The following is a 23,886-nucleotide window of genomic DNA, read 5'->3' as shown; positions in this document are numbered from 1 at the left end:
AAAGGAAATAATATGCAAAAAAAGACATTTTATAATACTGAGAAATATCTTAAAAGCCATTTAATGTTATTTCCTATTTTTGCTTATACAAAAAACTTTTTAGATGCTAGTATCGCATCTGTTTGGATTTCAATATGCATTATACTTCCTGCCCTAATAATCAATCAAATAGAACTGAAAAAATATAAAAGCCATATATTAGGGATATATCTATTAATAATAGGAATTTTTACTAGTCTAACTTACTTGTTCATGTTCTATTTAACACCCACGCTATACAAAGAATTTAAATTTTCAATACCCATTTTAATAGCCATAATAATATCATTTCATAAAAACGAACCTTTTAAAATCTTAAAAAATCCATCAATAATAATTAAATATTCTAAAATTCCAATTTTAATTTTCATTGCTCTAAGCTCAATAACATCACTTATTAGAGAAATATTAAACACGGGAAATTTAAAGCTTTTTAACAATGAAATACCTATAATAAAAGGACTTATAAATACAAAAATGTCATCCCATAGCTCAAACATTTTTATTGTAGCGTCTTTAATTTTACTATTAATCAATATACTAACAAGCGTTAAAGAGGAAAAAATGACTAAAAGCGTTAAAGAGGAAAAAATGACTAAAAGCGTTAAAGAGGAAAAAATGACTAAAAGCGTTAAAGAGGAAAAAAATGATTAAAAGTGTTAAAAAAAAGATTAAAAACGAAATTAGCATTGTAGCTTCCAATCTAGCATTATTAAATAACATAAAGCTAACCAATATCAATATAAATATTCAAAAACCTCCAAAAAGTGATCTGGGAGATATTTCTATATTAATATTTGAGCTTAGCAAAACCTTGAAACTTCCTATTGAAACCATCTCTGAAGAAATAATAAAAGTCCTTAAAGCTAAATACGAAATTAAAGCTATGGGTCCTTACCTAAATATTAAAATTCCTAGAAAAGAATATATAAAAAATACAATACAAATGGTAAATGCCCAAAAAGATGCCTATGGAGCAAGCAAATATCTAGACAATAAAAAAATAATATTAGAATTTTCATCGCCAAATACAAACAAACCACTACATGTAGGACATCTTAGGAATGACGTAATAGGAGAAAGTCTTTCAAGAATATTAAAGACTGTGGGTGCAAAAATTACAAAAATAAACTTAATAAATGACCGAGGAGTTCATATCTGCAAGTCAATGCTTGCATACAAAAAATTTGGAAATGATATTACCCCTGAAAAAGCTTTTAAAAAAGGAGACCATTTAATTGGCGATTTTTATGTTAAATACAATAAATACTCGCAAGAAAATGAAAATGCTGAAAAAGAAATTCAAGATCTGCTTTTAAAATGGGAACAAAAAGATACAAGCACAATTGAACTTTGGAAAAAACTAAATAACTGGGCAATTGAAGGAATAAAAGAAACTTACAAAATTACAAACACCTCATTTGATAAAATTTACCTTGAAAGTGAAATTTTTGAAGTTGGAAAAAATGTCGTGTTAGAAGGGCTTAAAAAAGGATTTTGTTACAAACGAGAAGATGGTGCAATATGCATTGACTTACCCTTGGGCTCAGGTGGAAAAGAAGACACTACCATAAAACAAAAAGTGCTCATAAGATCAAACGGAACATCTATTTATCTTACCCAAGATTTAGGAAATATAACAGTTAGAACAAAAGAATTTAATTTTGAAGAAATGATTTATGTAGTTGGAAGTGAACAAATTCAGCACTTCAAAAGCTTATTTTTTGTATCAGAAAAATTAGGAATTTCTAAAAACAAAAAACTCATTCATTTGTCACATGGGATGGTTAATCTTATTGATGGAAAAATGAAATCAAGAGAAGGCAATGTAATTGACGCGGATAATTTAATCTTAGAGCTAATGGAATCAATAATGCCTGAAATTACACAAAAAATTGAGAATAAAGATAGTGCTAAAAAAAATGCCTTAAATATTGCACTAGGAGCAATTCACTATTATCTGCTAAAATCAGCCATACATAAAGATATTGTATTTAATAAAAAAGAAAGCCTATCTTTTACAGGAAATTCTGGGCCATATATCCAATATGTTGGAGCAAGAATTAATAGCATTCTTGAAAAATACAATGCACTTTCTATTCCTGTAATGGAAAAAATTGATTTTGAACTTTTAAAACATGAAAAAGAGTGGGAAATTATTAAAATTATATCGGAATTAGAAGAAAATATAATCAAGGCGGCAAAAGATTTAAGCCCCTCAATACTTACCAGCTATACATACTCGCTTGCAAAGCATTTTAGTGCATACTATCAAGAAGTTAAAGTAATAGACATAAACAATACTGATTTAACAGCTGCAAGAATCGAATTTTTAAAAGCCATATTACAAACAATAAAAAATTGCATGTACCTACTCAATATCCCTTATATGTTAAAAATGTAGACAGAAAATGTTACAACATTTTCTTGTCTAATATCCGTTTAAATCTAAGTCACTTTTGCTAAAAATCAATTTTATTTTATCTTCATACTTTTTGGATATATAATATCTTTTTAACTTAAGAGTATTGGTAAGCTCTTCTCCAATTGAAAAGGGCTCCTGAAGTAAAACAAAGCCTACTATTTTTTCAAAATTTTTAAAACCTAATTTGGTATTAATAGTGTCTGAGATATGCTTAGAATAAAGTTTATTAACGTCCTCATTGGCCAATAAATCACTTCTAGAAGAAAAAGACACTCCACTAGAATTTGCCCACTTTTCAAGATTATCAAAATTAGGCACAATAACGGCTCCCAAAAATTTTTGATCTTGGCCAACAATCATAATATTTTCAATAAACAAAGATTTACCCAAAACTCTTTCAAGAGGCTCGGGCTCAATATTTTCCCCACCTCTAAGAACAATTGTATCTTTGCTTCTACCAACAATTGAAATTTCATTATTAATTGTTAATCTAACCAAGTCTCCAGTGTTAAACCAACCATCTTCTGTTAAAACTTCATTGGTCTTAGCCTTATCCTTAAAGTAGCCATTCATTATCTGTGGTGACCTTACCCAAAGCTCGCCTTTTTCTCCATAAGGCAAAACATTACCATCAACTCCGACTACTTTGTATTCAATATCTGGCAAAATAGGCCCTACAGTTCTTGCTACGGGGCCCTTAAGACGCCTAACACTCAAAATAGGGCCCATTTCAGTAAGACCATAACCTTCAAGGACCTTAATCCCTACAGCCTTAAAAAAATAATCAACATAATCAACCAACGCTCCACCACCAGAAACTCCAAATTCAAAATTTTGTCCAAGGGCATTTTTTATTTTTTTAAATACTAAAATATCGCCTAATAATTTAATAGGAAAAATTAAAACAATCCCAACAAATAAAAATAATTTTGAAAAAAGTGAAATAAATAAATTGGTTTTTTTATAAATAGGAGAAAGCCCTAAAAATCTCTCCTTAAGCTTTGCATAAACAATTCCAATTTTTAAAAACCCTCCAAACACAAGCTTCTTAATAAAAGATTCTGATACCTTTTTAATAATACCTATTCTTATACCTTCCCAAATTCTAGGTACAGAAATAATCATTTGAGGATTTAAAAGTAAAAAATCTTTTAATAAAATAGGACCTATAGGCTTTGAATATGCAATCGCTATACCCTTTAAAGCAACTATATACTCACAAGCCCGCTCAAAAGAATGCCAAAGGGGAAGAATAGAAATCATTATCTTGCCGGGTTTAAGCGTTGGAAGATAATCATAAAGCCTATCTAATTGAAAAATAAAAGATTCATGTCTCAACATTACTCCCTTTGGCATACCTGTTGTACCAGAAGTATATATTATAGTTGCAATGTCTTTTAAAGAACCTTTTTCAATCTCTATATCAAATGATTTTGGATTAGCTCTTAAATACTCAGCTCCAAGTTCTAGTAATTTTTTATAAGAAAATACAGCAATATTGCCTATTTTTTCATCATAAGATTTATCATCATCAATAACAACAATGCATCTCACCAATCTAAGATCATGTTTTTTGGATAAAACTTTGTGAAGTTGCTTATTGTTTTCAACAAAAATAAAAGTGGATTCAGAATGGTTAATAATATAAGTTAATTCATCCTCAGAAGAATCATTTCCCCTAGGAACATCAATGCAGCCCAACCCCAAAGTAGCAACGTCGATTATTATCCATTCTCTTCTAGAATCAGAAATAATTACAACCTTTTCTCCCCTTTTAATGCCACAATGCAAAAGTCCAGAAGCCACTCTTTTTGTCTCATTCCAAAAATCAGCGTATATTTGCTTCTTAAAACTTTTCGATTCCCCTTCCTTATATATAAAAATATCAAGCTCACTATAAAGAGCCACCACCTCTTTAAAACGCTTGGGCACAGTATCACTCATAAAATCCCCCTCATAACATTTTAAAATTAATTTAAAAAAAGCAACAGACTGCTAACAATAATATTATAAAAACTATGTATAAAAATCACATAATATACATTTTTATACCTTAAATAGATAAAAGCAAAAATTATCCCTAATATAAATGTAATCAAAAATCCCAAAATTCCATAATATAAATGCCCATAAGCAAAAAACATGCTACTAAGAATAGCAGCAACTACAACAGAAAATCCCATTTGTGTAAACTTAGTAATAACAAAAGCCCTGTAAAAAAGCTCTTCAAAAGCCCCTGTAAAAAAAGAGGTAAAAGACATTAAAAAAAATGTTTTTTTACTGCTAATCTTCCAATTAAATCCAGTATTGTTTTGGAAATAATAGACAAGTACCGATTCTGGCAACAGATATTCAAGTAACAAAGCTAGTAAAAAAATAACTATCATTGCAGTCAATACTGTTTTAATAAAAATTAAAACAGACTCCCAAATAAAAATAAATTTAAATTTAGGAATAAAAAACTCTACTCTAAAATCATCATAAGAACTGGTAAGTTTGAAAAAATAAATTATAAAAATAATTAAAAAAGATCTTGAAAGCCAAAAATAAAAATGATTTTTATCAACATTCCAAAATTCTGAATTAACATTTTCAAAAGGAGATGCCAAATAAACAATCGTGTAAGCCAAAAAAAGATCAAGCAAAGCCCGATTTAATGAATATTTATTTTTTAACAATTGCATAAAGTATTCTAATTAAATAATTATTAATTGTCAACGAATGAGTATTGATTGATTAATAAAAACAAATTAAAATTCAAAATATAATTATTTCTAAATAAAAATAGGAATATTATAAATGATTTTAATATTTGTACTTATTTCACTTAACTTATCAATTCAATACTATTTAAAACTCAATTTAATTTATTTTAACACAATAATAGCATTATTTTTTATTATAAAAAATAACAAACACTTAGCACTTAGTTTTATTTTTTGCACAATATTATTATTGGGCTTTCAAGCTAGATTAAATTTCAAAACATTTAAAAAAAATATTTACCAAATAACAACTATTAAAAATTTTAAAAAATATTCAAAAACCATTATAGAAGTAATTGATAATAAATCAAATATATATAAATTTAGCTTCAAAAATATTGAAAATATTTACAAAATAGGAGATATCATTAAAATTGAAAATCGAAAAATAAAACTTATTAAAAGACCCTTTTTTGCCAAGCTTAGAGAAAAATACATAAATACATTAAACAATTTTTTTACTACATTAAATCCTAGTTATTCCCATTTTTCAAAAGCAATAATTTTGAACATAAAATCAGAAATAACAAAATATGAAAAAACATTATTTCAAAATGCAGGAATTGCCCACATTTTAGTAGTATCTGGACTGCATTTTTATCTAATAAGCTTAATAAGTTACTATTTGCTTTTAATAATCACAAATGAAAAATTAAAATACTTAATACTAAGCATAATTTTATTAAATTATCTAATATTAGCTGGATTTGCACCCTCAACGCTAAGAGCATTTCTAATGACAGAATCTCTTATAATATACAAACTAATTTACGGCAAAATTAATTTAATAAGCTGCACATCTATTAGTTTTATAATAAATGCTTTTGTATTCCCTGAAACACTAAATTCAATAGGATTTAAGCTCTCCTATCTTGCAACAATAGGGATATCAGCATCAGTTCATCTAAAAAATAGATATGGTCTTAACAGGCTAGCATCATCAATGCTTACAACATTTTTTATTCAAATATTCACCTCACCAGTAATTTATGTTAATAATTTTGATCTAACACCAATATCAATATTGTCAAATTTAATAATTATTCCATTAATATTAATTTTCTTAGCAATAACAATATTAAGCCTAATAACTTACTTTTTAAGCTTAAATTTGTTTTTTCTCCTTGACCTTATAAATGCCTACATATTCCAAACAATAAAAATTACAGCAACATTTTTTAGCAAATTCTTTATAGTCAAGCACCACCAAATACCTTTATTTTTAATATTAAGTATTCTTCTTATAACTTACATTATTTATAATAACGAAACTAAAAAAAATTAAAATAATTTTAAAATAGCTGCATTATGGAAAATAATATGGTACTATCTCTTTTATCTATGAACATCAACTATAACAGCATAGCTAGCATAAAACAAACATTAAAAGAAAGAAAAATCGCCCCAAGAAAATTGTGGGGACAAAACTATCTAATAAACGAAAGCATAAGGCAAAAAATAATAGAAAGCTTAGATATAAAAGAAAATGAAAAAATCTGGGAAATTGGTCCAGGCCTTGGCGCAATGACTGAGATTTTACTAAAAAAACCTAATCTTTTAACCGTATTTGAAATTGACTTAAAATATTCAGAAATATTAAATGAAAAATTCGGAAAATTAAAAAACTTTAAATTGATAAAAGGGGATTTTTTAAAAAAATACAAAAACGAAAATCAAAACATTGATAAAATATTTTCAAACCTGCCATACAATATTGCATCAAAAGTAATATCTAAATTAATTGAAGAAAACTTTTTAAAAGAAATGGTATTCACAGTGCAAAAAGAATTAGCCGACAGAATAACTGCAAAAATAAATAGCAAAAATTATTCTTCATTTACAGTCTTAGTACAATCACACTTCAGGACAATTAAAATATTAGATATAGGAGAAAACAATTTTTATCCTACACCTAAAGTTAAGTCTACAACACTAAAATTAATTCCTAAAAAAAACAACATAAAAGACTTCAAAGAATTCAACAAATTGGTTAGAACTGTATTTTCAAGCAGAAGAAAGAAATTAAAAAACACCATTATTAATTTCGTCGCAAATAAAGCTACTCTAAGGGAAAATTTTTTAGAAAAATATCTAGACAAAAGGCCTGAAAACATTTCTGTTGAAGAATTTATACAAATTTCCAACACTTTAAATGCTTATCATTAAAGCACTTGCAAATACAATTTCATCAACAGAGCAGCCCCTTGAAAGATCGCTAATGGGTTTGGAAAAACCTTGTAAAAAGGGACCGTAGGCTTTAGCAAAAGCGAATCTCTCTACTAATTTATAACCAATATTGCCTGCATCTAAATTAGGAAATATTAAAACATTAGCAGAACCTGCTACCAAAGATTTGTTACATTTTTTCTCTGCAACGTCTTTTATTATGGCTGAATCAAGCTGAAGCTCACCATCAATAAGCAAATCACTCTCTTTATTCTTAACAATATTTAAAGCATTCTTTACTTTTTCAGTTTCTTTAGCTCTAGAAGACCCTTTTGTTGAAAAACTTAAAAGAGCAACCTTGGGCTTGGCATTTAAAATATCTTTAAAAGATTTAGCACTTTGCAATGCAATTTCTGCAAGCCCTAAAGAATCGGGATTGACTACTACAGAACAATCTGCAAAGAATAAGATTCCATTATGTCCAAAACAAAAATCAACATTACGAGCAATACTTAAAGTATCCATAATCATAAAAGATGATATAATCTTAACACCTTCTAACTTGGGGATTATTCTTAAGGCATTAGACAAAACCTTGGCAGAAGTTGAAATCGCTCCACAAACACAAGATTTAGCATAACCAAATCTTACCATAAGCATAGCAAAAGTAATTTCATCTAAAACCTGGGCCCTTAAGCTTTGCTTAGTAGCGCCTTTTAGCTTTAGCAAAGTCCAATATTCATCCAAATACATTTCAATATCTGAAAAAGAATTTGGATCAACAACTTCTATTCTTTCTAAAATACCATTACAATTAGAAAATTCTTTTAAAGAATTAATAACAGGATCTTTTTTGCCTATCAAAATAATCGAATCTGCAAGATTTTTTTGCAAAATAACAACAGCTGCCTTTAAAACTCTAGAATCACTACTTTCAGGGAAAACTATATTGGCCCTGGACTTATTCTCTTTTACGAATATCCTTGCCTTCTTAAAAACATAATCTTTTAAACAAAACACCTTTAAAAAAATACAATATAAATTATAAATGCAAGAATTTTAATATTTTTTAAAGAATTCTTAAAATTTCTTGTACAACTTTAGCTGCATTAAAAGCTGCCAATTTAGTAAATTTGCTATACTCAACTTCATTTCCTTCTTTATTTACAATGTCAGATATTGACCTAATAACTATAAAAGGTACATTAAACATATGAGCAACATGCCCTATTGCTGCACCTTCCATCTCAACAGCTATTACATCTTTAAAGTTTCCTATAATTTTATTAATATAAGCCGGGTCAATAAACTGATCTCCTGTTAGTATTAATCCTGAATATGCATTAGAATCTCCAACCTTTGATTTAACGGCCTCTGTAGCTTTCTTGATTAAATTCTTATTGGCAATAAATTTTTGAGGGAATCCTCCCGCAAGCTGTCCCACTTTGTATCCAAATTTAATCAAATCAACGTCATGATATGCAACCTCTGAAGACACTACCACATCTCCCACTTTAATATCTTTGTATTTAGCACTAACAACACCACCAGCAACCCCAGAATTAATTATATGACTTATATTGTATTTTGACAAAATATAGCTAGTCCACACGCCTGCATTAACCTTACCAATCCCACAAACAATAGTCATAACATTACGATTAGACAACTTTCCCTTTACAATCTTTTTATTAAGACCATACTCCTTAAACACTATTTCTTCCTTATTAGACATAAGCTTATTTATCTGCTCAGCCTCAGAGTCCATAGCAGTTATTATTAAAACATTAATATTTTTAGAAAAAGCAACATAACCGTTTGAAAAAACTAATAAAAAAAGAAAAAGTTTTATTAAATAATTATTCATAAAATTGCACTCCTTATAAATAATAGTAAAAGAATATTTATATCAATTTTATACAAAAACAAGTCAAAACAAAATTGCTTTTTAAAGAATTTTTGTAAAAGGTATTGAAAAAAAATATCCTATCCGTATTACAATATTAATAACCTAAAAAAGGGGAAAACTGAATGAAAAAAATAAATCTAGTTACAGCTGCTCTACCCTATGTTAATAACATACCTCATCTTGGAAATTTAGTCCAAGTACTATCAGCTGATGCTTTTGCAAGATATTCGAAAATGTCAGGAATTGAAACTCTTTATATATGCGGAACAGATGAATATGGAACAGCCACAGAAACCAAAGCCTTAATTGAAAAGACTACCCCTTTAGAACTTTGCAATAAATATCATGAAATACATAAAACAATTTACAAATGGTTCAATATTGAATTTGATATTTTCGGTCGCACAACTAACAAACACCATCAAGACATTGTACAAAATTTTTTCCTGCAATTAGAAAAAAACGGTTATATAAAAGAGAGAGAAACTGAACAGTTTTTTTGCAATACAGATTCAATGTTCTTAGCTGATAGATATGTAATAGGAGAATGCCCAGAATGCCAAAGCATGGCAAAAGGAGATCAGTGCGACAACTGCTCTAAGCTTCTAAATCCAACAGACCTAATAAATCCAAAATGCATAATTTGCAATAATAAACCTATTTTAAAAAAAACCAATCATCTTTATTTAGATCTTCCTAAAATAAAAACAAAACTTGAAAAATGGATAAAAAATCCAGATACTAGTAAAAATTGGAATACTAATGCCCTTAAAATGACAAAAGCTTTTTTAAGAGATGGGCTTAAAGAAAGAGCAATTACAAGAGACCTGAAATGGGGAATTCCCGTGCCTAAAAAGGGTTATGAAAATAAAGTATTTTATGTATGGTTTGATGCTCCAATAGGATACATTTCAATTACCAAAAACATTATCAAAAATTGGAAATCTTGGTGGAAAAACAATGATCAAGTAAATCTTGTACAATTTATTGGGAAAGATAATATATTGTTTCATACAATTATATTCCCTTCCATAGAAATTGGAAGTGAAGAAAATTGGACAACATTAAATCAACTCTCATCAAGTGAATACTTAAATTACGAAAATCTTAAATTTTCAAAATCAGAAGGAACAGGAATTTTTGGAAACGATGCTATTACCACAGGAATCCCTTCTGATATTTGGAGATTTTACATTTATTATAACAGACCTGAAAAATCTGATTTTCAATTTATGTGGCAAGATCTCATGGAAAGAGTAAATACAGAGCTTATTGATAATTTTTCAAACCTTGTAAACAGAGTGCTAACATTTCAAAGAAAATTCTTTGGAGATGTAATAGAAACAATAGAAATTCAAAATAAATTTTGGAAACAAATAACACCAAAATATAGTAAAATACTAAATCTTTTTAAAAAAACAGAACTAAAATCCGCACTCAAAGAAATACTTAAAATTTCATCCCTTGGAAACAAAATATTTCAAGATAACGAACCATGGAAAAGAAAAGACAACTCTCCACAAGAAACAAAAGAACTAATCTCAAACTTAATATACCTAATCAGAGACTTATCTATTTTAATGATGCCATTTATTCCCGAAACAAGCAAAAAGATACAACAATTCTTTGGCAACAGTTATCAATTTTCAACCAAAATTCTTGGAACTAAATCGGGAATTAACAAAATTGAATTTATAGAAATATTATTCAATAAACTAGAGCAAAAAAAAATTAACAATTTAAAGCTAAAATATTCAGGAGAGAAAAACATGAAAGAAAAAGAACAAGCGGAAAGCCTGCTTAGAGAAAAAGAACAGCCAGAAAACTTATTTAGAGAAAAAGTGCTCTTAAGAGTTGTAAAAATAAACAAAATAGAAAGAAACCCCGAGGCTAAAAACTTATTCATATTAAAACTAGATGACGGAACTAACAAGGACAAACAAATAGTAAGCAGTCTTGAGGGGTATTACACAGAAGAAGAGCTTTTGGAAAAACATATAATAATAGTAGATAATTTAAAGCCTGCAAAGTTCAGAGGAATAAAATCTGAAGGAATGCTAATAGCTGCTGAGGACAAAAATAAAAATTTTAAAGTTATAATTGTAGAAGATTCAATCAAAAATCCTATTGCTGGAGAGAGAATAATACTCGAAAACGATCAGAATAAAGATCTTGCCTACCCACCTAAAATTGACATAAATAAATTTTTAAAAGCTAATATAGTAACAGAAAACGGAGAGCTTAAAATAAACGGAATAAATTTAATATTAGAAAATTCTAAGCACAAAATTTTATCTAAAGATATTCCAAACGGAACAGTTTGCTAAGAGCTATTAATGACTATTAAAAAAATAAAAACAAAAGAAATGGAAGAAAATTATCTTCAAAGCGAACTGTGGGCATTAATAAAAACAACAAAAAACAACAATTGGAAAGCCTTAGCATTTGAAAGTAATGTTCTTGGTAAAATTGTTGTAATGCAAAGAAGACTGTTTAAAAATTTTTACTTAGCATATATTCCACATCCGGAATTCTCAAACAAAACTCTTGAGAACATTAATATTGATAAAATCAGCAAAAGTATTAAAGAATTTAGCATAAAAATAAAACCATACTTACATAAAAATACAATTTTTTTAAGATTCGATTTAATGTATTACTATCAAAGAACACTAAATGACAAATACTTTCCACTAAAAATTAAAATCAAATACCTAAAAAAATCATTCGATGACATACAGCCTTCAAACACAACAATACTAAACTTAAATAATTCTCTTGAGAATATTTTGCTTAACATGAAAAAAAAAACAAGATACAATATAAAGCTCAGCACAAAAAAAAATCTGAATATAATAATAGATGATAAATTTGTATATTTAAATGAATTTTACAAACTTTACAAAGAAACTAGCGAAAGAGATAAATTTACTATTCACTCAAAAGAATATATACAAAACCTCATTAAAATATTCAAACAAGACAAAAATGCCCAAATAAAATTGATAATTGCATTTTACAACAACATAATTATTTCTGGCATAATAGTTGGAATTTACAAGGAAAAAGCAGTCTATCTTTACGGGGCTTCAAGCAAAGAATACAGAAATTTAATGCCCAATTACGCAGTGCAATTTAAAGCAATACAAATCTTAAAAAATTTAGGAATAAAAGAATATGATTTATTAGGAATTCCCCCAATTGCAAATAAAAAACACCCCTTATATGGGCTTTATGGTTTTAAAACAGGATTTGGAGGAAATATTATTCACAGAATTGGCTGTTATGATTTTACTTACAAAAATTTTATTTATAAGATTTATGCAAATCTTGAAAAACTCAGATACTTTTATTACAAAGTAATAAGAAAAAAAATTTAACCAAGCATATTAACCAAATTTTTGAATTGCAAGCCTCTATCAAACTCATTATTAAAAAGCTCAAAAGAAGCACTAGCGGGGGAAAATAATACAATGTCACCTGGAATTGAAATTTTTAGAGAATAATTTACTGCACCTTTTAAAGAATCAAATACAAAATATTGTATACTACTTTTTTCTAAAATCTTAATAATTTTTACAGTTGCACTACCTTCTATTAAGATCCAAGTTTTCACAACATTTATTATCTTGCTAAAACTTGAAAAATCAAGTTCTTTATCAGTTCCCCCAACAATTAAGTTAATGTGATTATCATTTGTTTTTAAACTTTTAACAGACAAAACCGTAGACTCAGGAATAGTTGAAGCTGTATCGTTATAAAACATTACATTTTGAAATAATCTAACAAACTCTAATCTATGCTCAATGCCTTTAAAATTATTTAAAATTTGAGATGTATGATTAAGGTCTATATTTAAATAATGCGAAGCAAAAAAAGTAATAAACTTGGGGATCATAAAAATAACTTGTGACTCAGAAAAACTTCCAATTAAATTGTCATTAAAATATACTTTGCCTTTACTACAATAAAAAATATCTTGATCAAAATCACAAGGATTGGATTCGGAAAATAAAATAACTTTGGCTTTTGATTTAAATTTTGAAAAATATTTGTAATAAGCCTTATCCTGAATAATAACAATTCCTGAAGTTTGATTTACAAAAATTTTCGACTTATCGATAATATAGTCATCAAAATTTAAATAGTAGTTTTGGTGATCGTTGTAAACATTTGTAATAATGCTAAGAATAGGATTAAAATTATCTAAAGATTGCAATTGCCAAGAAGAAAGCTCTAAAATCACGGGAGATCTTCCATCAAGTTGATCAAAAAAATTCAAAGGAGACACACCAATATTTCCTCCAAGTTTTGCTCTTGGATATTTTTTTTTCAAAACCTGATACAAAAGAGACACAAGAGTTGATTTGCCTTTAGTACCCGTTACTGCTATTATAGGATTCTTGTTAAATATTAAAAATAAACTAATATCTGTCTCAACTCGTTTTGCAAACTTTAAATATTTGTTATTGGGCTTAACACTAGGATTTTTCACAACAATATCAGCGTTTTTAAAATCGTTTATATCGTGCTTACCTAAAGCATACCTAATTTGATTATCAAAATCTTTTAAAGAATCAATACTTAAAGCTAATTCTGCCTCACTTTTAAGATCAGTAATTACCAACTTTGCCCCACGCTTTAATAAAAATCTAGAAAGAGCTACTCCTCCCCCATTAATACCTAACCCCATTACTAAAAATTTTAAATTTTTAATTTCGTCTAAGCGCACAATAAGATTATATCAAACCTACCAACCTGTTTTAATAGATTTAATCCACCTTTCACTATAAAAATAAGGAAGTGAAATAGCAAGTTTGATTGCATCCTCAAGAGCTGGAATAAAAACAATAATTTCAAAAGGCAAATTTGTATAATTTGCTAAAACAAAAGCAATAGGAATAGTATAAACAAAAGTTACAGAACCTTCCATAATAGCACCAAAACTTGGAGATGCTCCTGCACGGAAAAATCCAAAAAGATACTGAAAAGCAAGGGCCATAAAAAAGGCAGAAACAGAAGAATACCTTAAAATAGTTCCTATAAGGTGTGAATATTTTAATGTATAAAAAATATAAGGAGCAAAAAATGAAAACAAAAACAATGCAAAAGATGTTAAAAAAGCAAGTTTTAAACCAATTTTACCTAAATAAATTGCAACTTTCATGACTTCTTTTTTACTATTATGCATTTCATACCCCATCATAATATTTAAAGAAATACAAAAGGAATTAATTATATTAAAGATAATAAAATAAACAGAAAAAGATATGCTGTAAGCAGCATATCTATGAATATCAATTCCTATAAAAATTGACGTCAACACAAGATATCCAAAAAACCAAATAAAATCATTTAAAAGGATTGGAATAAAAAATTTAATTAACTGAACAAAGAGCTTAATGTTAATATTTAAATCATTAAGCTTAAGGTTTAAAATTGATTTCTTGTTAAATACTGTATAAACAAGATAAACAACAAGCTCTAAGGTACGAACAACTGTTGTTGCAATAGCAGCCCCAACGACACCCATATGAAAAACAAAAATAAAAATATAATTAAATATAAAATTCAAAAAAACTGCAAAAACAGAAATGTATACTTGAAATTTAACAATTTCAACAACCTTAAGAGCATTAGCAACAAGCCCTTTTATAATTGCAAATACGAAAGAAAAAATAGCTATGTTTAAATAAATAGCACCATAATAAACTGCCTGCACATCATTAGAAATAAATCTAAGTAAAAAAAAAGGGTTTGCTCTAGAAATAAATACAAACGGTAAAGAAAATAAAATAATAGTAAATATACTAATAAAAAATGTATTTCTAAAGCTCTTAAAATCCCCCTGATTGTATTGCCTTGTGGCTATTATATTGTAAGCCCCCACCATAGCAAACCCAATAGTAACAAACAGCTCAAAAAATTTATTTGCAAGAGAAACTCCTGCAACAGGATAATCACCAAGATATGCAACCATAGCATTATCTGTAAGGGAAATAAAATTAAATAAAAAAAACTCAATAGCAGTTGGAATTGCAATTTTTAAAAGATCTTTATAAATTTTATCCTTTTTTGATGCACTTAATGAATACATAAACTTCTCCAAATAAAAAATCAATTTTTATTAACACTAAATACACCAAGCTGCCATTCCTCCATACTCAAGCAAGCTTTTCATACTCAATCTCTCGTATCCAATCATCATGAAAAAATTCAATTATTATAAATATATTTTTAATGATCTCTTCCAAATTTACAATAAAAACCACTATTGGCAAACTTAAATTTGTATAAAACACTAATAAATAAGCAACCGGAAGCGTATAAAAAACAATTACCCCTGATTCAATAAAAAAACAAACATTTGGTATGCCACTAGCTCTAAAAACTCCAACAAGAACCTGTGCTGTAAAAGCTTTAAAAACTACAATACTTGCAAAAACATAGATAAACACGCTAACAAGTTCGGGAGAATCTAAATTACTAAAAATATAAGGTGCAAAACCCGATATTCCAATAAGCAAAATAACTACAAAAATACCTAAAAGAAATCCTAAAAAAGATAAAAAAAATCCAACCGACCTGACATGTTTCTTATCATAAATCATTAAATGGCCAATAACAACCCCTGTTGCAAGTCCCATGCCATGAAGCAACACAAAACAAATGTCAAAAAGATTTGATGCAACAGCAAATGAAGCGTATTCAATGCTCCCAACACGGGCATAAAATGCATGTAAAATAGTTATACTCAAAACCCAAAAAATCTCGTGAGACAAAATAGGTATAATCAGTTTTAAATTAGCTCTAGTAACTACCTTTGAAGCAAAAAAATCACTAAACTTAATCCTATAATATGAATTACTGTTTATCAGACTATATAAAAAATAAAAAACAAACTCAACAATTCTAGCAAGCACAGTGGCATATGCAGCACCTTTTATTCCCATGCCAAAACCAAAAATAAAAATATAATTAAAAATAATATTTATTAAAACAACAATGGAAGTAACATATAAAGGTATTTTTACTTCTTTAGCACTTTTAAACCCCATAGCCGATAAAAAAGAATATGCCATTAACACATAAGATAATGAAATAATTTTTAAATACTCTGATCCAAAATTTATAGAATTCTGATTAGCTGTAAATAGTTTGATAATGTTTTTTGGAAAAAGAAATGAAAATATAAAAAAAATTATTCCTATTGTGGTTCCAATTGATAATATATAAGCAAAAGATTGTCTTATTTGAAGAAACTTCTTTTTTGCAATTGCTTGAGACACATAAGCGCTTAAAGCTGTGCCAAGTCCAAATACAATAATAAAAAAAAGAAAAGTTACTCTATTTGCTAAAGAAACTCCTGTAACATGAAAAGAACCCAAATAAGAGATCATGAAATTATCAAAAAAAGTTACCATTTGAAATAAAAGCGATTCAAAAGCTGTAGGAATAGCTATAATAAATAGCTCTTTTATTATCTGGTCATAATTTTTAAACTTTTTTATCATATTCCTTATATACAATCTCCTTTATTTATTACTTTCAACTAAATTTAATCCAATCTAGAATATATAATTAACTATTAATTATACTAAAATACATTATAATTAAATAATATGAAATCCATTTATGTTTTATTGCTTCTATTTATTAACCTATCTTTGTTGGCCAACAATATTTCAAAAAAAGATTTAAAAATACTGCTAAATATTACCAAAACAATGAATAAAGAGTTTGAAAATTTTATTGAAAAAAATCCTATTCATTTCTTAAAAGAATTAAAGCCTTTAGTAGATGCAGAAAAAAATAACCTATTAACTCTAATAAACAAAAAAATACCAATTCCTGGAGATTATAAAATACCTGATCTGGTATATGTTAATGATTTTAAAGATCTTAAGAATCTTGGAGCAAAGAATATTAAAGTAAGAAAAATATTAATCAAAGATTTAATTCAATTAATAAAAGATGCAAAAAAATTTGGAATTGAAATTAAAATCAAATCCGCTTACAGAACTAAAGAATACCAAAAATTTTTATTTGATTACAATGTCAAAACTTATGGAAGAAAAGTTGCAGAAACTCAATCAGCAATTCCAGGCCATTCTCAACATCATATGGGAACAGCAATAGATTTTATAAATATAGATGATAATTTACTAAACACAAAAGAAGGAAAATGGCTTTACGAAAATTCTCTAAAATATGGATTTTCTATTTCATACCCAAAAGGATATGAAATAGAAACTGGATATAAAGCAGAGCCTTGGCACTATTTATACATAGGGCCTAAACCATGCTCTATTCAAAAAAAATATTTTAATAATTTACAACATAAGCTTCTTGAATTCTGGAACCATAACAAAACAATCCTTATTGGGCTAATTGAAAAATACGCAAGCTAAATACTTCTTCCAACATTCAAATAAGAACAAAAAAGATTATCTAATAAATCAATATCAAGCTTGTCATAAACAGAATTATCATAAAAAAATAAATCGAGTTCTTCTCTGATCAACACTATGACATCTCTATCATCAACAAAATTAGCTATTTTTAATTTCAAATATCCTGCTTGCTCAAGTCCAAATAAATTGCCAGGCCCTCTTAATCTTAAATCTTCCTCTGCTATTTTAAATCCATCCAAATTTTCTTTTATAGTTTTTAATCTAAATTTTCCAGAACTTGTCAAAGGCTCTTTATAAAGTAAAAAGAAAAAAGATTTTAAATTACTTCTACCAACACGACCTCTAATTTGGTGTAAAGTAGAAAGTCCAAAACGCTCAGCATGCTCTACCACCATACAAGTTGCATTTGGACAATCAATTCCAACCTCAATAACACTAGTAGCCACCAAAATATCTACTTTTTTTAAATAAAAATTTTTCATAATTTCTTCTTTTAAATCGGATGGCAACTTAGAATGAAGCATATCTACGACATATTCGCCAAATACTTCCTTCAATTTTAAACACATATTATTAACATCTTTTAATTCAAATTTCTCTGAAGACGAAATTAATGGATAAACAAAATAAACCTGATGACCTTTTAAAAGCTCTTTTCTTAAAAACTCATAAACTTTATCTTCATTGCCATGCTTTGCTAAATAAGTCGTAATGGGCAAACGACCCTCAGGCAAGGTTTTAATAAACGAAATTTCAAGATCACCAAAAAGTGTTAACGCAAAACTTCTAGGAATAGGCGTTGCAGACATTAAAAGTATATCAACACCTTCTCCTTTGTTTTTAAGCTCTTCTCTTTGGATAACTCCAAACTTATGCTGCTCGTCAATGATAACATATGCTAATCTTTTAAATTCTGTGCTTTCATAAAAAATAGCATGTGTTCCAACTATTAAACCGGAAGTTCCATTTCTAATACTTTCTAATGCTTGCTCCTTATCCTTCTTTTTTAAACTACCAGTCAAAAGAGTTACTGAAATGTTAAAAGACGACAATATGTTGGATAAATTATCATAATGTTGACGAGCCAAAAGATCAGTAGGTGCCATAAACGCTATCTGATATCCCGCTTCAATTAAAGGAAGTCCCGAAAGCAAGGCAACAAGGGTTTTACCGCTTCCAACATCACCTTGAAGCAATCTATTCATTGGCTTAGAAGAGCTAAGATCAAAGAATATCTCATCAACAGAATTTTTTTGATCTTCTGTAAGTTCAAAGGGCAAACTTGAAACAACCCTTTCAAGCAAATCTCTTGATAAATTCTTTTTCTCTCGGAAAAGAACCCTAGAAGATCTATACCTTGAAAAAAACTGAAGCAAGAAAATTTCTCTGTAAATTAAAGTTTTTTTTGCCTTTTCAAGCATTTCTAATGAACTTGGAAAGTGAATCTCTTTTAAAGCATCGCTTAACGACAATAAAGAATACTTTTCTATTAAAAATTTAGGAATATCTGCTTGCCCAAACTTAAAAAAATATTCAAGAGCTTCCTTTACATATAATGAAACTTTCTTTGATGTTAATCCCTCTGTCAAAGAGTAAACCGGAAAAATTTTCTTAAACCTTTCGGGCTTGTCACTGTAAACTTCACTGTCAAAATTAGAACAACTCCATAAACCACTATAATCGTTATAAGTAAATTTAGAATAAATATAGAATTTTTTATCTATTTTAAAAACATTCTCTAAAAAAGCTCTATTAAAAAGCAAAATTTCAAAAGGCTCATCATTTACACTTCTAGCCGTTAACTTTAAATTTTTTTTAGAACTATCCCCAAATTTTTTTTGCCCCACAACAGTAAACACCGTCATCATATCACAACTTTTCACCTTAGAAAAATCCGGAAAAGTTTGCATATTTTGACGATCTTCATATTTTACAGGAAAAAACTCAATAAGATCTTTAACATTAAAAATTTGCAGATTATTTAACCTTTCAACCCCTTTCTCACCAAGACCACCTATATCTTTAAGCTCATATTCAAACTCATGTAAAAACATTTTAATCTCCTAAAAAGGCAAATATGTTCCTAAAACTCTAATAGCAAATACAACTTGTTCAATAATAATTATAAATGCTACCATTAAAGCACTTCCAACAATCAAACGCAAAGCGTAAGACATATGTTTATCAGTAATTACACTACTTATCTTAGTAGATAAAGGAAGTAAAAATGAATCGACTGTTTTTAATAAGTCTGAGCCTTGGAACAAATTCAAAAGCAACAAAATCAATCTCAATAATAAAAAGAAAACTATAGCAATAAAAATGCTTCTAAATATCCCCCAAACTTCAACAATAAATAAAATGATAAATGTAGAAAGCTTATAATTCCCATAAGCTAACATTCTTTCAAAAATAGTTAAAGTTATTAAAGCTGCAATTGGAGAAAAATCAAACATGCCAAATGTAAAAAAAGGAATTTTTCTGAAAAAAGATAAAAATGGTTCTGTGACAATATGTATAAATCTGAAAAATACATTGGTATTAATCCCTGAAGACACAAGCCAGCTAAGAAGGATCCTAATTAAAATTAAAATCCTATAAATCTGCAAAAATACCATTAAAATTTCTATTAAAACAATCAATACAGCACCTCCTAATCAACCCAAACATCTTCAACTATTACACACTTTCTCAACTTATCAAGCTTGTCCTCATCTGGCACAAAATTTAAAATTGAATTCATTTTTAATTTTAAATCCTTACCATTTTCCCTTAAATAAAAATAAACATTTGAAAATCCAGAATTGTCCTCAAAATTAATTATACTTTCCTTTAAAGAATTAAGTAGTTGTAGGTCATTTAATTTATTATTTAAAAATTTAATATGAATATTATTTATTTTATCTTCGGAAAGTCTCTCAATATTTACAACTTTTTCAACTACAATTGAAAATTTGTCTCTATTAAACGTAAGCCTGCCTATAACCCCAATAACATTACCTTCAAATAACAAATTTCTATACCTTTCATAGCTTTCTGTAAAAACTACAATATCTATTGCACCTTTAAAATCTTCTATAATACCAAAAGCCATTTTTGCATTATTTCTTTTAGTCTGAATAACTTTTACTGAATTTAAAATGCCAGAAAATTGGACAATGCTATCTTTTTTGGCAGCAAGATCTTTTAAAACATTTAAACTGGAAAAACTATCAATTGCCTTTTTATAAGGATCCAGGGGATGCCCCGACACATAAAATCCTAAAAGCTCTTTTTCAAATCCTAAAAGCTCAGAATAAGAATACTCTTTAAAAGTTTGATAATTAAAACTTTGCTGAATTGGATCTTGACTTTCAAGGGCCCCAAATAAGCTATTTTGACCAAGTTTTTTATTATTTTTATCTTCTGAAACAACTTCAATCAAACGATCAAGATTTTCAAACAAAGTTTTTCTATTTTGATCCAAACCATCAAAAAGTCCAGATTTTATTGCAGATTCTAAAAATTTCTTATTAATTACTTTATCATCTACACGTCTTATAAAATCTTCAAAAGAACTATATTTGCCATTTTTTTCTCTCTCATCAATTATTAAATCAACAACAATTCCTCCAAGATTTTTAATCCCATTAAGCCCATAAGAAATTCCAAAATCAGTTACACGAAATTCCCTAAATGATTGATTTATATCGGGTTTGAGCACATTTATACCTATAGCTTTTGACTCTTCAATATAATAAGAAAGTTTATCATTATTATTAATTTCATTAGTCAAATTGGCAGCCATAAAATATTCAGGGTAATTGGCCTTAAGATAAGCAGTTTGATATGCTATTAAAGAATACGCCGCTGCATGCGATTTGTTAAATCCATATCCCGAAAAAGGCTTTAAAAGTTCAAAAATTTCACTAGCAATTTCTTTGTCATATCCTTTCTCAATAGCGCCTCTTAAAAAGTCGACCTTCATTTCATTCATCTCGTCTTCTTTCTTTTTGCCCATAGCACGTCTTAAAATATCAGCTTTGCCAAGAGAAAAGCCTCCAATTATTTTTGCAACTTCCATTACTTGTTCTTGATAAACAATAACCCCATAAGTTGGCCTTAAAACTTCCTTTAAATCTGGATGAGGATATTTAATTCTCTTAACACCTTTTTTAGCAGCAATAAATTGAGGAATAAATTGCATAGGACCTGGCCTATAAAGAGCATTTAAGGCTATTAAATCTTCAATGCTATCAGGCTTTGCGTCTTTTAGGATTTGCTGCATTCCTTCAGATTCAAACTGAAAAACAGACGCACTTCTTCCTTCTCCTAACATCTTAAAAGTCTTAGAATCATTATCTGGAATATTTTTTATTTTAAAATCTGGATTTACACTTCTAATAAGATTTTCTGCATTCTTTATTAACGTCAATGTTTTCAAACCAAGAAAATCCATCTTAACAAGCCCACATTCTTCAAGCAAATCCATTGTGTATTGAGTAGAAACAGAACCTTGCTTATAATCCTTATAAAGAGGCACATAGTCGGTCAAAGGGGTTTTAGAAATTACAATTCCTGCAGCATGAGTTGAAGCATGCCTATTCATTCCCTCAAGAACCAATGCAGCATTCATTAATTCTTTATAAACAGGCTTGCTAGTAAAATACTCTTTCAAAGAATTGTCGTCTAAAACCTCTTTTAAAGAAACTTTAGGCCCATCAGGAATAAACTTAGTAAGTTCATTTGATTCAGCAAATGGAATATCTAAAACTCTAGCCACATCCTTAACTACAGCCTTAGGCTTTAAAGTTCCAAAAGTAATTATTTGAGCTACCTTATCTTCTCCATATTTGTTGGTAACATATTTTATAATCTCATCTCTACCTTCAAAACAAAAATCAATATCAAAATCGGGCATAGAAATACGCTCAGGATTTAAAAATCTCTCAAAAAGTAAATTATACTTTAAAGGATCAATATCAGTAATCCTAAGAGCATAAGCTACAATTGAACCAGCACCAGAACCACGCCCAGCTCCAACAGGAATATCGTGATCATGAGCAAATTTAATAAAATCCCAAACAATTAAAAAATAGCCTTCAAAACCCATTCCAATTATTATGCCAAGTTCATAAAAAGCTCTATCTTTTATTTTGCTTGTCAAAGTTTTATATCTAAATTTCAACCCTTCAAGAGTGAGATGTTCCAAATATTCACCAAGAGTATTAAATTCAACAGGAATTTGATAATCAGGCAAAATAGGACCTGGAAAAGTTATTTTAAAATCATCACATTTTTCTGCAATCCTTACAGTATTTTCTAAAGCTTCGGGCAAATCCTTAAAAAGTTCACACATTTCCTCTTGAGATTTAATATAAAATTCATTGGTTTCCATTTTTAATCTATTCTCATCGCTTTTCTTAGCACCAGTACCAATACAAACAATGATGTCTTGAGCAGTTGCATCTTCCCTGTTAACATAATGAGAATCATTAGCTACCGTTAAAGGAACTCCAAGCTTCCTAGAATACTCAACCAGCCTTTCATTTACAATGTCTTGATCTTTAATGCCATGCCTTTGAAGCTCAAGATAAAAATCATTACCAAAAACTTTTTTAAACCAAATAATTTCATTCTCAGCATCTTTAAATCTATTGGCCAAAATAAGTCTTGGAATAAGCCCCCCAATGCAAGCTGAAGTACAAATCAAACCTTCTGAATATTTTTCAAGATCCTCTTTATCTATCCTTGGACGATAATAAAACCCTTCAAGATAAGAAATACTTGTTAACTTTAATAAGTTTTTATAACCTAACTCATTTTTGGCAAGCAAAATTAAATGGTAAGACATTTTCCCAAGATCATCCTGTTTTCTTAAAAACTTAGAAGTTTTTGCCATATAAGCTTCAATGCCAATTATCGGCTTAATTCCCGCTTTTTTAGCTTCTTTATAAAATTTAATAGCTCCAAAAAGATTACCATGATCTGTTAATGCAATATGCGACATATTGCATTTTTTTGCTTTTGAAATAATATCTGATATTTTTGCAGCTCCGTCTAAAAGAGAATAATCTGAATGCACATGGAGATGAATAAATCTAGCTCTAAAACTCATACCTAAAATTATTTTATCAAAATAAAACTTGATTTTTAATAAACCTTAGTTAAATAAATAAAAACTTAAAA

General features: G+C 28.2%; 17 protein-coding genes. 7 read left to right on the top strand and 10 right to left on the bottom strand.

All coding sequences use genetic code 11. The annotated features are described in order from the left end of the window. Nucleotides 1-12 precede the first annotated feature (12 nt). Both HNP67_RS00880 and argS read left to right on the top strand, forming a co-directional pair. Nucleotides 13-693 (top strand): hypothetical protein, encoded by a 681-nt coding sequence (locus HNP67_RS00880; RefSeq protein ID WP_236845713.1) that lies wholly within the window; start codon nucleotides 13-15, stop codon nucleotides 691-693. Continuing rightward, nucleotides 686-2,443 carry an arginine--tRNA ligase gene (argS, locus tag HNP67_RS00875; RefSeq protein WP_184124120.1) on the top strand — a complete coding sequence of 586 codons (1,758 nt, stop codon included), beginning with the start codon at nucleotides 686-688 and terminating at the stop codon, nucleotides 2,441-2,443. Before HNP67_RS00880 ends, argS begins: the two co-directional genes overlap by 8 nt. Before the next feature lie 27 nt (nucleotides 2,444-2,470). On the opposite strand, the gene HNP67_RS00870 is transcribed toward argS, so the two are convergent. Together HNP67_RS00870 and HNP67_RS00865 are read right to left on the bottom strand one after the other, a co-directional pair. Beyond that, complete coding sequence (locus HNP67_RS00870) at nucleotides 2,471-4,408, bottom strand: AMP-binding protein (protein WP_184124119.1); 1,938 nt, start codon at nucleotides 4,406-4,408, stop codon at nucleotides 2,471-2,473. Nucleotides 4,409-4,434: 26 nt separating this feature from the next. Beyond that, nucleotides 4,435-5,148, bottom strand: coding sequence for a CPBP family intramembrane glutamic endopeptidase (locus HNP67_RS00865; RefSeq protein ID WP_184124118.1), 714 nt, complete (start codon nucleotides 5,146-5,148; stop codon nucleotides 4,435-4,437). 115 nt (nucleotides 5,149-5,263) lie between these two features. On the opposite strand from HNP67_RS00865, the gene HNP67_RS00860 reads away from it, so the two are divergent. Together HNP67_RS00860 and rsmA are read left to right on the top strand one after the other, a co-directional pair. Further along, nucleotides 5,264-6,514 carry a ComEC/Rec2 family competence protein gene (locus tag HNP67_RS00860; RefSeq protein ID WP_184124116.1) on the top strand — a complete coding sequence of 417 codons (1,251 nt, stop codon included), beginning with the start codon at nucleotides 5,264-5,266 and terminating at the stop codon, nucleotides 6,512-6,514. Nucleotides 6,515-6,549: 35 nt separating this feature from the next. After that, nucleotides 6,550-7,395, top strand: a complete 846-nt coding sequence (gene rsmA / locus HNP67_RS00855; RefSeq protein ID WP_184124540.1) for a 16S rRNA (adenine(1518)-N(6)/adenine(1519)-N(6))-dimethyltransferase RsmA — start codon at nucleotides 6,550-6,552, stop codon at nucleotides 7,393-7,395. Here rsmA and pta read toward each other — a convergent pair. Both pta and HNP67_RS00845 read right to left on the bottom strand, forming a co-directional pair. After that, the gene (pta, locus tag HNP67_RS00850) at nucleotides 7,378-8,415 is read right to left on the bottom strand and encodes a phosphate acetyltransferase (protein ID WP_184124114.1); all 1,038 of its coding nucleotides are present in this window, start codon (nucleotides 8,413-8,415) and stop codon (nucleotides 7,378-7,380) included. The genes rsmA and pta overlap by 18 nt on opposite strands. 49 nt (nucleotides 8,416-8,464) lie before the next feature. Beyond that, nucleotides 8,465-9,262, bottom strand: coding sequence for a 5'-methylthioadenosine/adenosylhomocysteine nucleosidase (locus tag HNP67_RS00845; protein ID WP_184124112.1), 798 nt, complete (start codon nucleotides 9,260-9,262; stop codon nucleotides 8,465-8,467). Between the two features lie 164 nt (nucleotides 9,263-9,426). Between HNP67_RS00845 and metG the strand changes: the two genes are divergently transcribed. After that, nucleotides 9,427-11,631, top strand: a complete 2,205-nt coding sequence (metG, locus tag HNP67_RS00840) for a methionine--tRNA ligase (protein WP_184124110.1) — start codon at nucleotides 9,427-9,429, stop codon at nucleotides 11,629-11,631. 9 nt (nucleotides 11,632-11,640) lie between these two features. Then, nucleotides 11,641-12,684 carry a lipid II:glycine glycyltransferase FemX gene (locus HNP67_RS00835; RefSeq protein ID WP_184124108.1) on the top strand — a complete coding sequence of 348 codons (1,044 nt, stop codon included), beginning with the start codon at nucleotides 11,641-11,643 and terminating at the stop codon, nucleotides 12,682-12,684. On the opposite strand, the gene murD is transcribed toward HNP67_RS00835, so the two are convergent. From murD to HNP67_RS00820, 3 genes are all read right to left on the bottom strand, one after another. Continuing rightward, on the bottom strand, nucleotides 12,681-14,036 hold the full coding sequence (gene murD, locus HNP67_RS00830) for a UDP-N-acetylmuramoyl-L-alanine--D-glutamate ligase (protein ID WP_184124106.1): 1,356 nt from the start codon (nucleotides 14,034-14,036) through the stop codon (nucleotides 12,681-12,683). The genes HNP67_RS00835 and murD overlap by 4 nt on opposite strands. 18 nt (nucleotides 14,037-14,054) lie before the next feature. After that, nucleotides 14,055-15,401, bottom strand: a complete 1,347-nt coding sequence (locus HNP67_RS00825) for an MATE family efflux transporter (RefSeq protein WP_184124104.1) — start codon at nucleotides 15,399-15,401, stop codon at nucleotides 14,055-14,057. 67 nt (nucleotides 15,402-15,468) lie between these two features. Continuing rightward, nucleotides 15,469-16,818 (bottom strand): MATE family efflux transporter, encoded by a 1,350-nt coding sequence (locus HNP67_RS00820; RefSeq protein ID WP_184124102.1) that lies wholly within the window; start codon nucleotides 16,816-16,818, stop codon nucleotides 15,469-15,471. A gap of 108 nt (nucleotides 16,819-16,926) precedes the next feature. On the opposite strand from HNP67_RS00820, the gene HNP67_RS00815 reads away from it, so the two are divergent. After that, a complete protein-coding gene (locus tag HNP67_RS00815; protein ID WP_184124100.1) occupies nucleotides 16,927-17,715 on the top strand; it encodes a M15 family metallopeptidase in 789 nt (262 codons plus the stop codon). Here the strand turns inward: HNP67_RS00815 and recG are convergent. Genes recG through dnaE form a run of 3 tightly spaced genes read right to left on the bottom strand, consistent with a single transcriptional unit; the run spans nucleotide 17,712 to nucleotide 23,815 of the window. Next, entirely contained in the window at nucleotides 17,712-19,772 is a 2,061-nt protein-coding gene (recG, locus tag HNP67_RS00810; RefSeq protein ID WP_184124098.1) for an ATP-dependent DNA helicase RecG, read from the bottom strand. The two genes, HNP67_RS00815 and recG, sit on opposite strands and share 4 nt — an antisense overlap. Before the next feature lie 9 nt (nucleotides 19,773-19,781). Continuing rightward, nucleotides 19,782-20,360, bottom strand: coding sequence for a YggT family protein (locus HNP67_RS00805; protein WP_184124096.1), 579 nt, complete (start codon nucleotides 20,358-20,360; stop codon nucleotides 19,782-19,784). A gap of 11 nt (nucleotides 20,361-20,371) precedes the next feature. Next, entirely contained in the window at nucleotides 20,372-23,815 is a 3,444-nt protein-coding gene (dnaE, locus tag HNP67_RS00800) for a DNA polymerase III subunit alpha (RefSeq protein WP_184124093.1), read from the bottom strand. Nucleotides 23,816-23,886 lie beyond the last annotated feature (71 nt).

The organism is Borreliella californiensis (assembly GCF_014205885.1).
GTDB classification, from domain to species: domain Bacteria; phylum Spirochaetota; class Spirochaetia; order Borreliales; family Borreliaceae; genus Borreliella; species Borreliella californiensis.
This window is presented reverse-complemented; position numbering and strand designations above follow the sequence as displayed.

What these genes read in the sequence shown, in the direction of transcription:
- HNP67_RS00825 (WP_184124104.1), bottom strand. Translation starts at nt 15,401, where the DNA reads ATGTATTCATTAAGTGCATCAAAAAAGGATAAAATTTATAAAGATCTT.
- HNP67_RS00845 (WP_184124112.1), bottom strand. Translation starts at nt 9,262, where the DNA reads ATGAATAATTATTTAATAAAACTTTTTCTTTTTTTATTAGTTTTTTCA.
- HNP67_RS00820 (WP_184124102.1), bottom strand. Translation starts at nt 16,818, where the DNA reads ATGATAAAAAAGTTTAAAAATTATGACCAGATAATAAAAGAGCTATTT.
- argS (WP_184124120.1), top strand. Translation starts at nt 686, where the DNA reads ATGATTAAAAGTGTTAAAAAAAAGATTAAAAACGAAATTAGCATTGTA.
- HNP67_RS00815 (WP_184124100.1), top strand. Translation starts at nt 16,927, where the DNA reads ATGAAATCCATTTATGTTTTATTGCTTCTATTTATTAACCTATCTTTG.
- dnaE (WP_184124093.1), bottom strand. Translation starts at nt 23,815, where the DNA reads ATGAGTTTTAGAGCTAGATTTATTCATCTCCATGTGCATTCAGATTAT.
- HNP67_RS00870 (WP_184124119.1), bottom strand. Translation starts at nt 4,408, where the DNA reads ATGAGTGATACTGTGCCCAAGCGTTTTAAAGAGGTGGTGGCTCTTTAT.
- HNP67_RS00865 (WP_184124118.1), bottom strand. Translation starts at nt 5,148, where the DNA reads ATGCAATTGTTAAAAAATAAATATTCATTAAATCGGGCTTTGCTTGAT.
- HNP67_RS00880 (WP_236845713.1), top strand. Translation starts at nt 13, where the DNA reads ATGCAAAAAAAGACATTTTATAATACTGAGAAATATCTTAAAAGCCAT.
- rsmA (WP_184124540.1), top strand. Translation starts at nt 6,550, where the DNA reads ATGGTACTATCTCTTTTATCTATGAACATCAACTATAACAGCATAGCT.
- HNP67_RS00835 (WP_184124108.1), top strand. Translation starts at nt 11,641, where the DNA reads ATGACTATTAAAAAAATAAAAACAAAAGAAATGGAAGAAAATTATCTT.
- recG (WP_184124098.1), bottom strand. Translation starts at nt 19,772, where the DNA reads ATGTTTTTACATGAGTTTGAATATGAGCTTAAAGATATAGGTGGTCTT.
- metG (WP_184124110.1), top strand. Translation starts at nt 9,427, where the DNA reads ATGAAAAAAATAAATCTAGTTACAGCTGCTCTACCCTATGTTAATAAC.
- HNP67_RS00860 (WP_184124116.1), top strand. Translation starts at nt 5,264, where the DNA reads ATGATTTTAATATTTGTACTTATTTCACTTAACTTATCAATTCAATAC.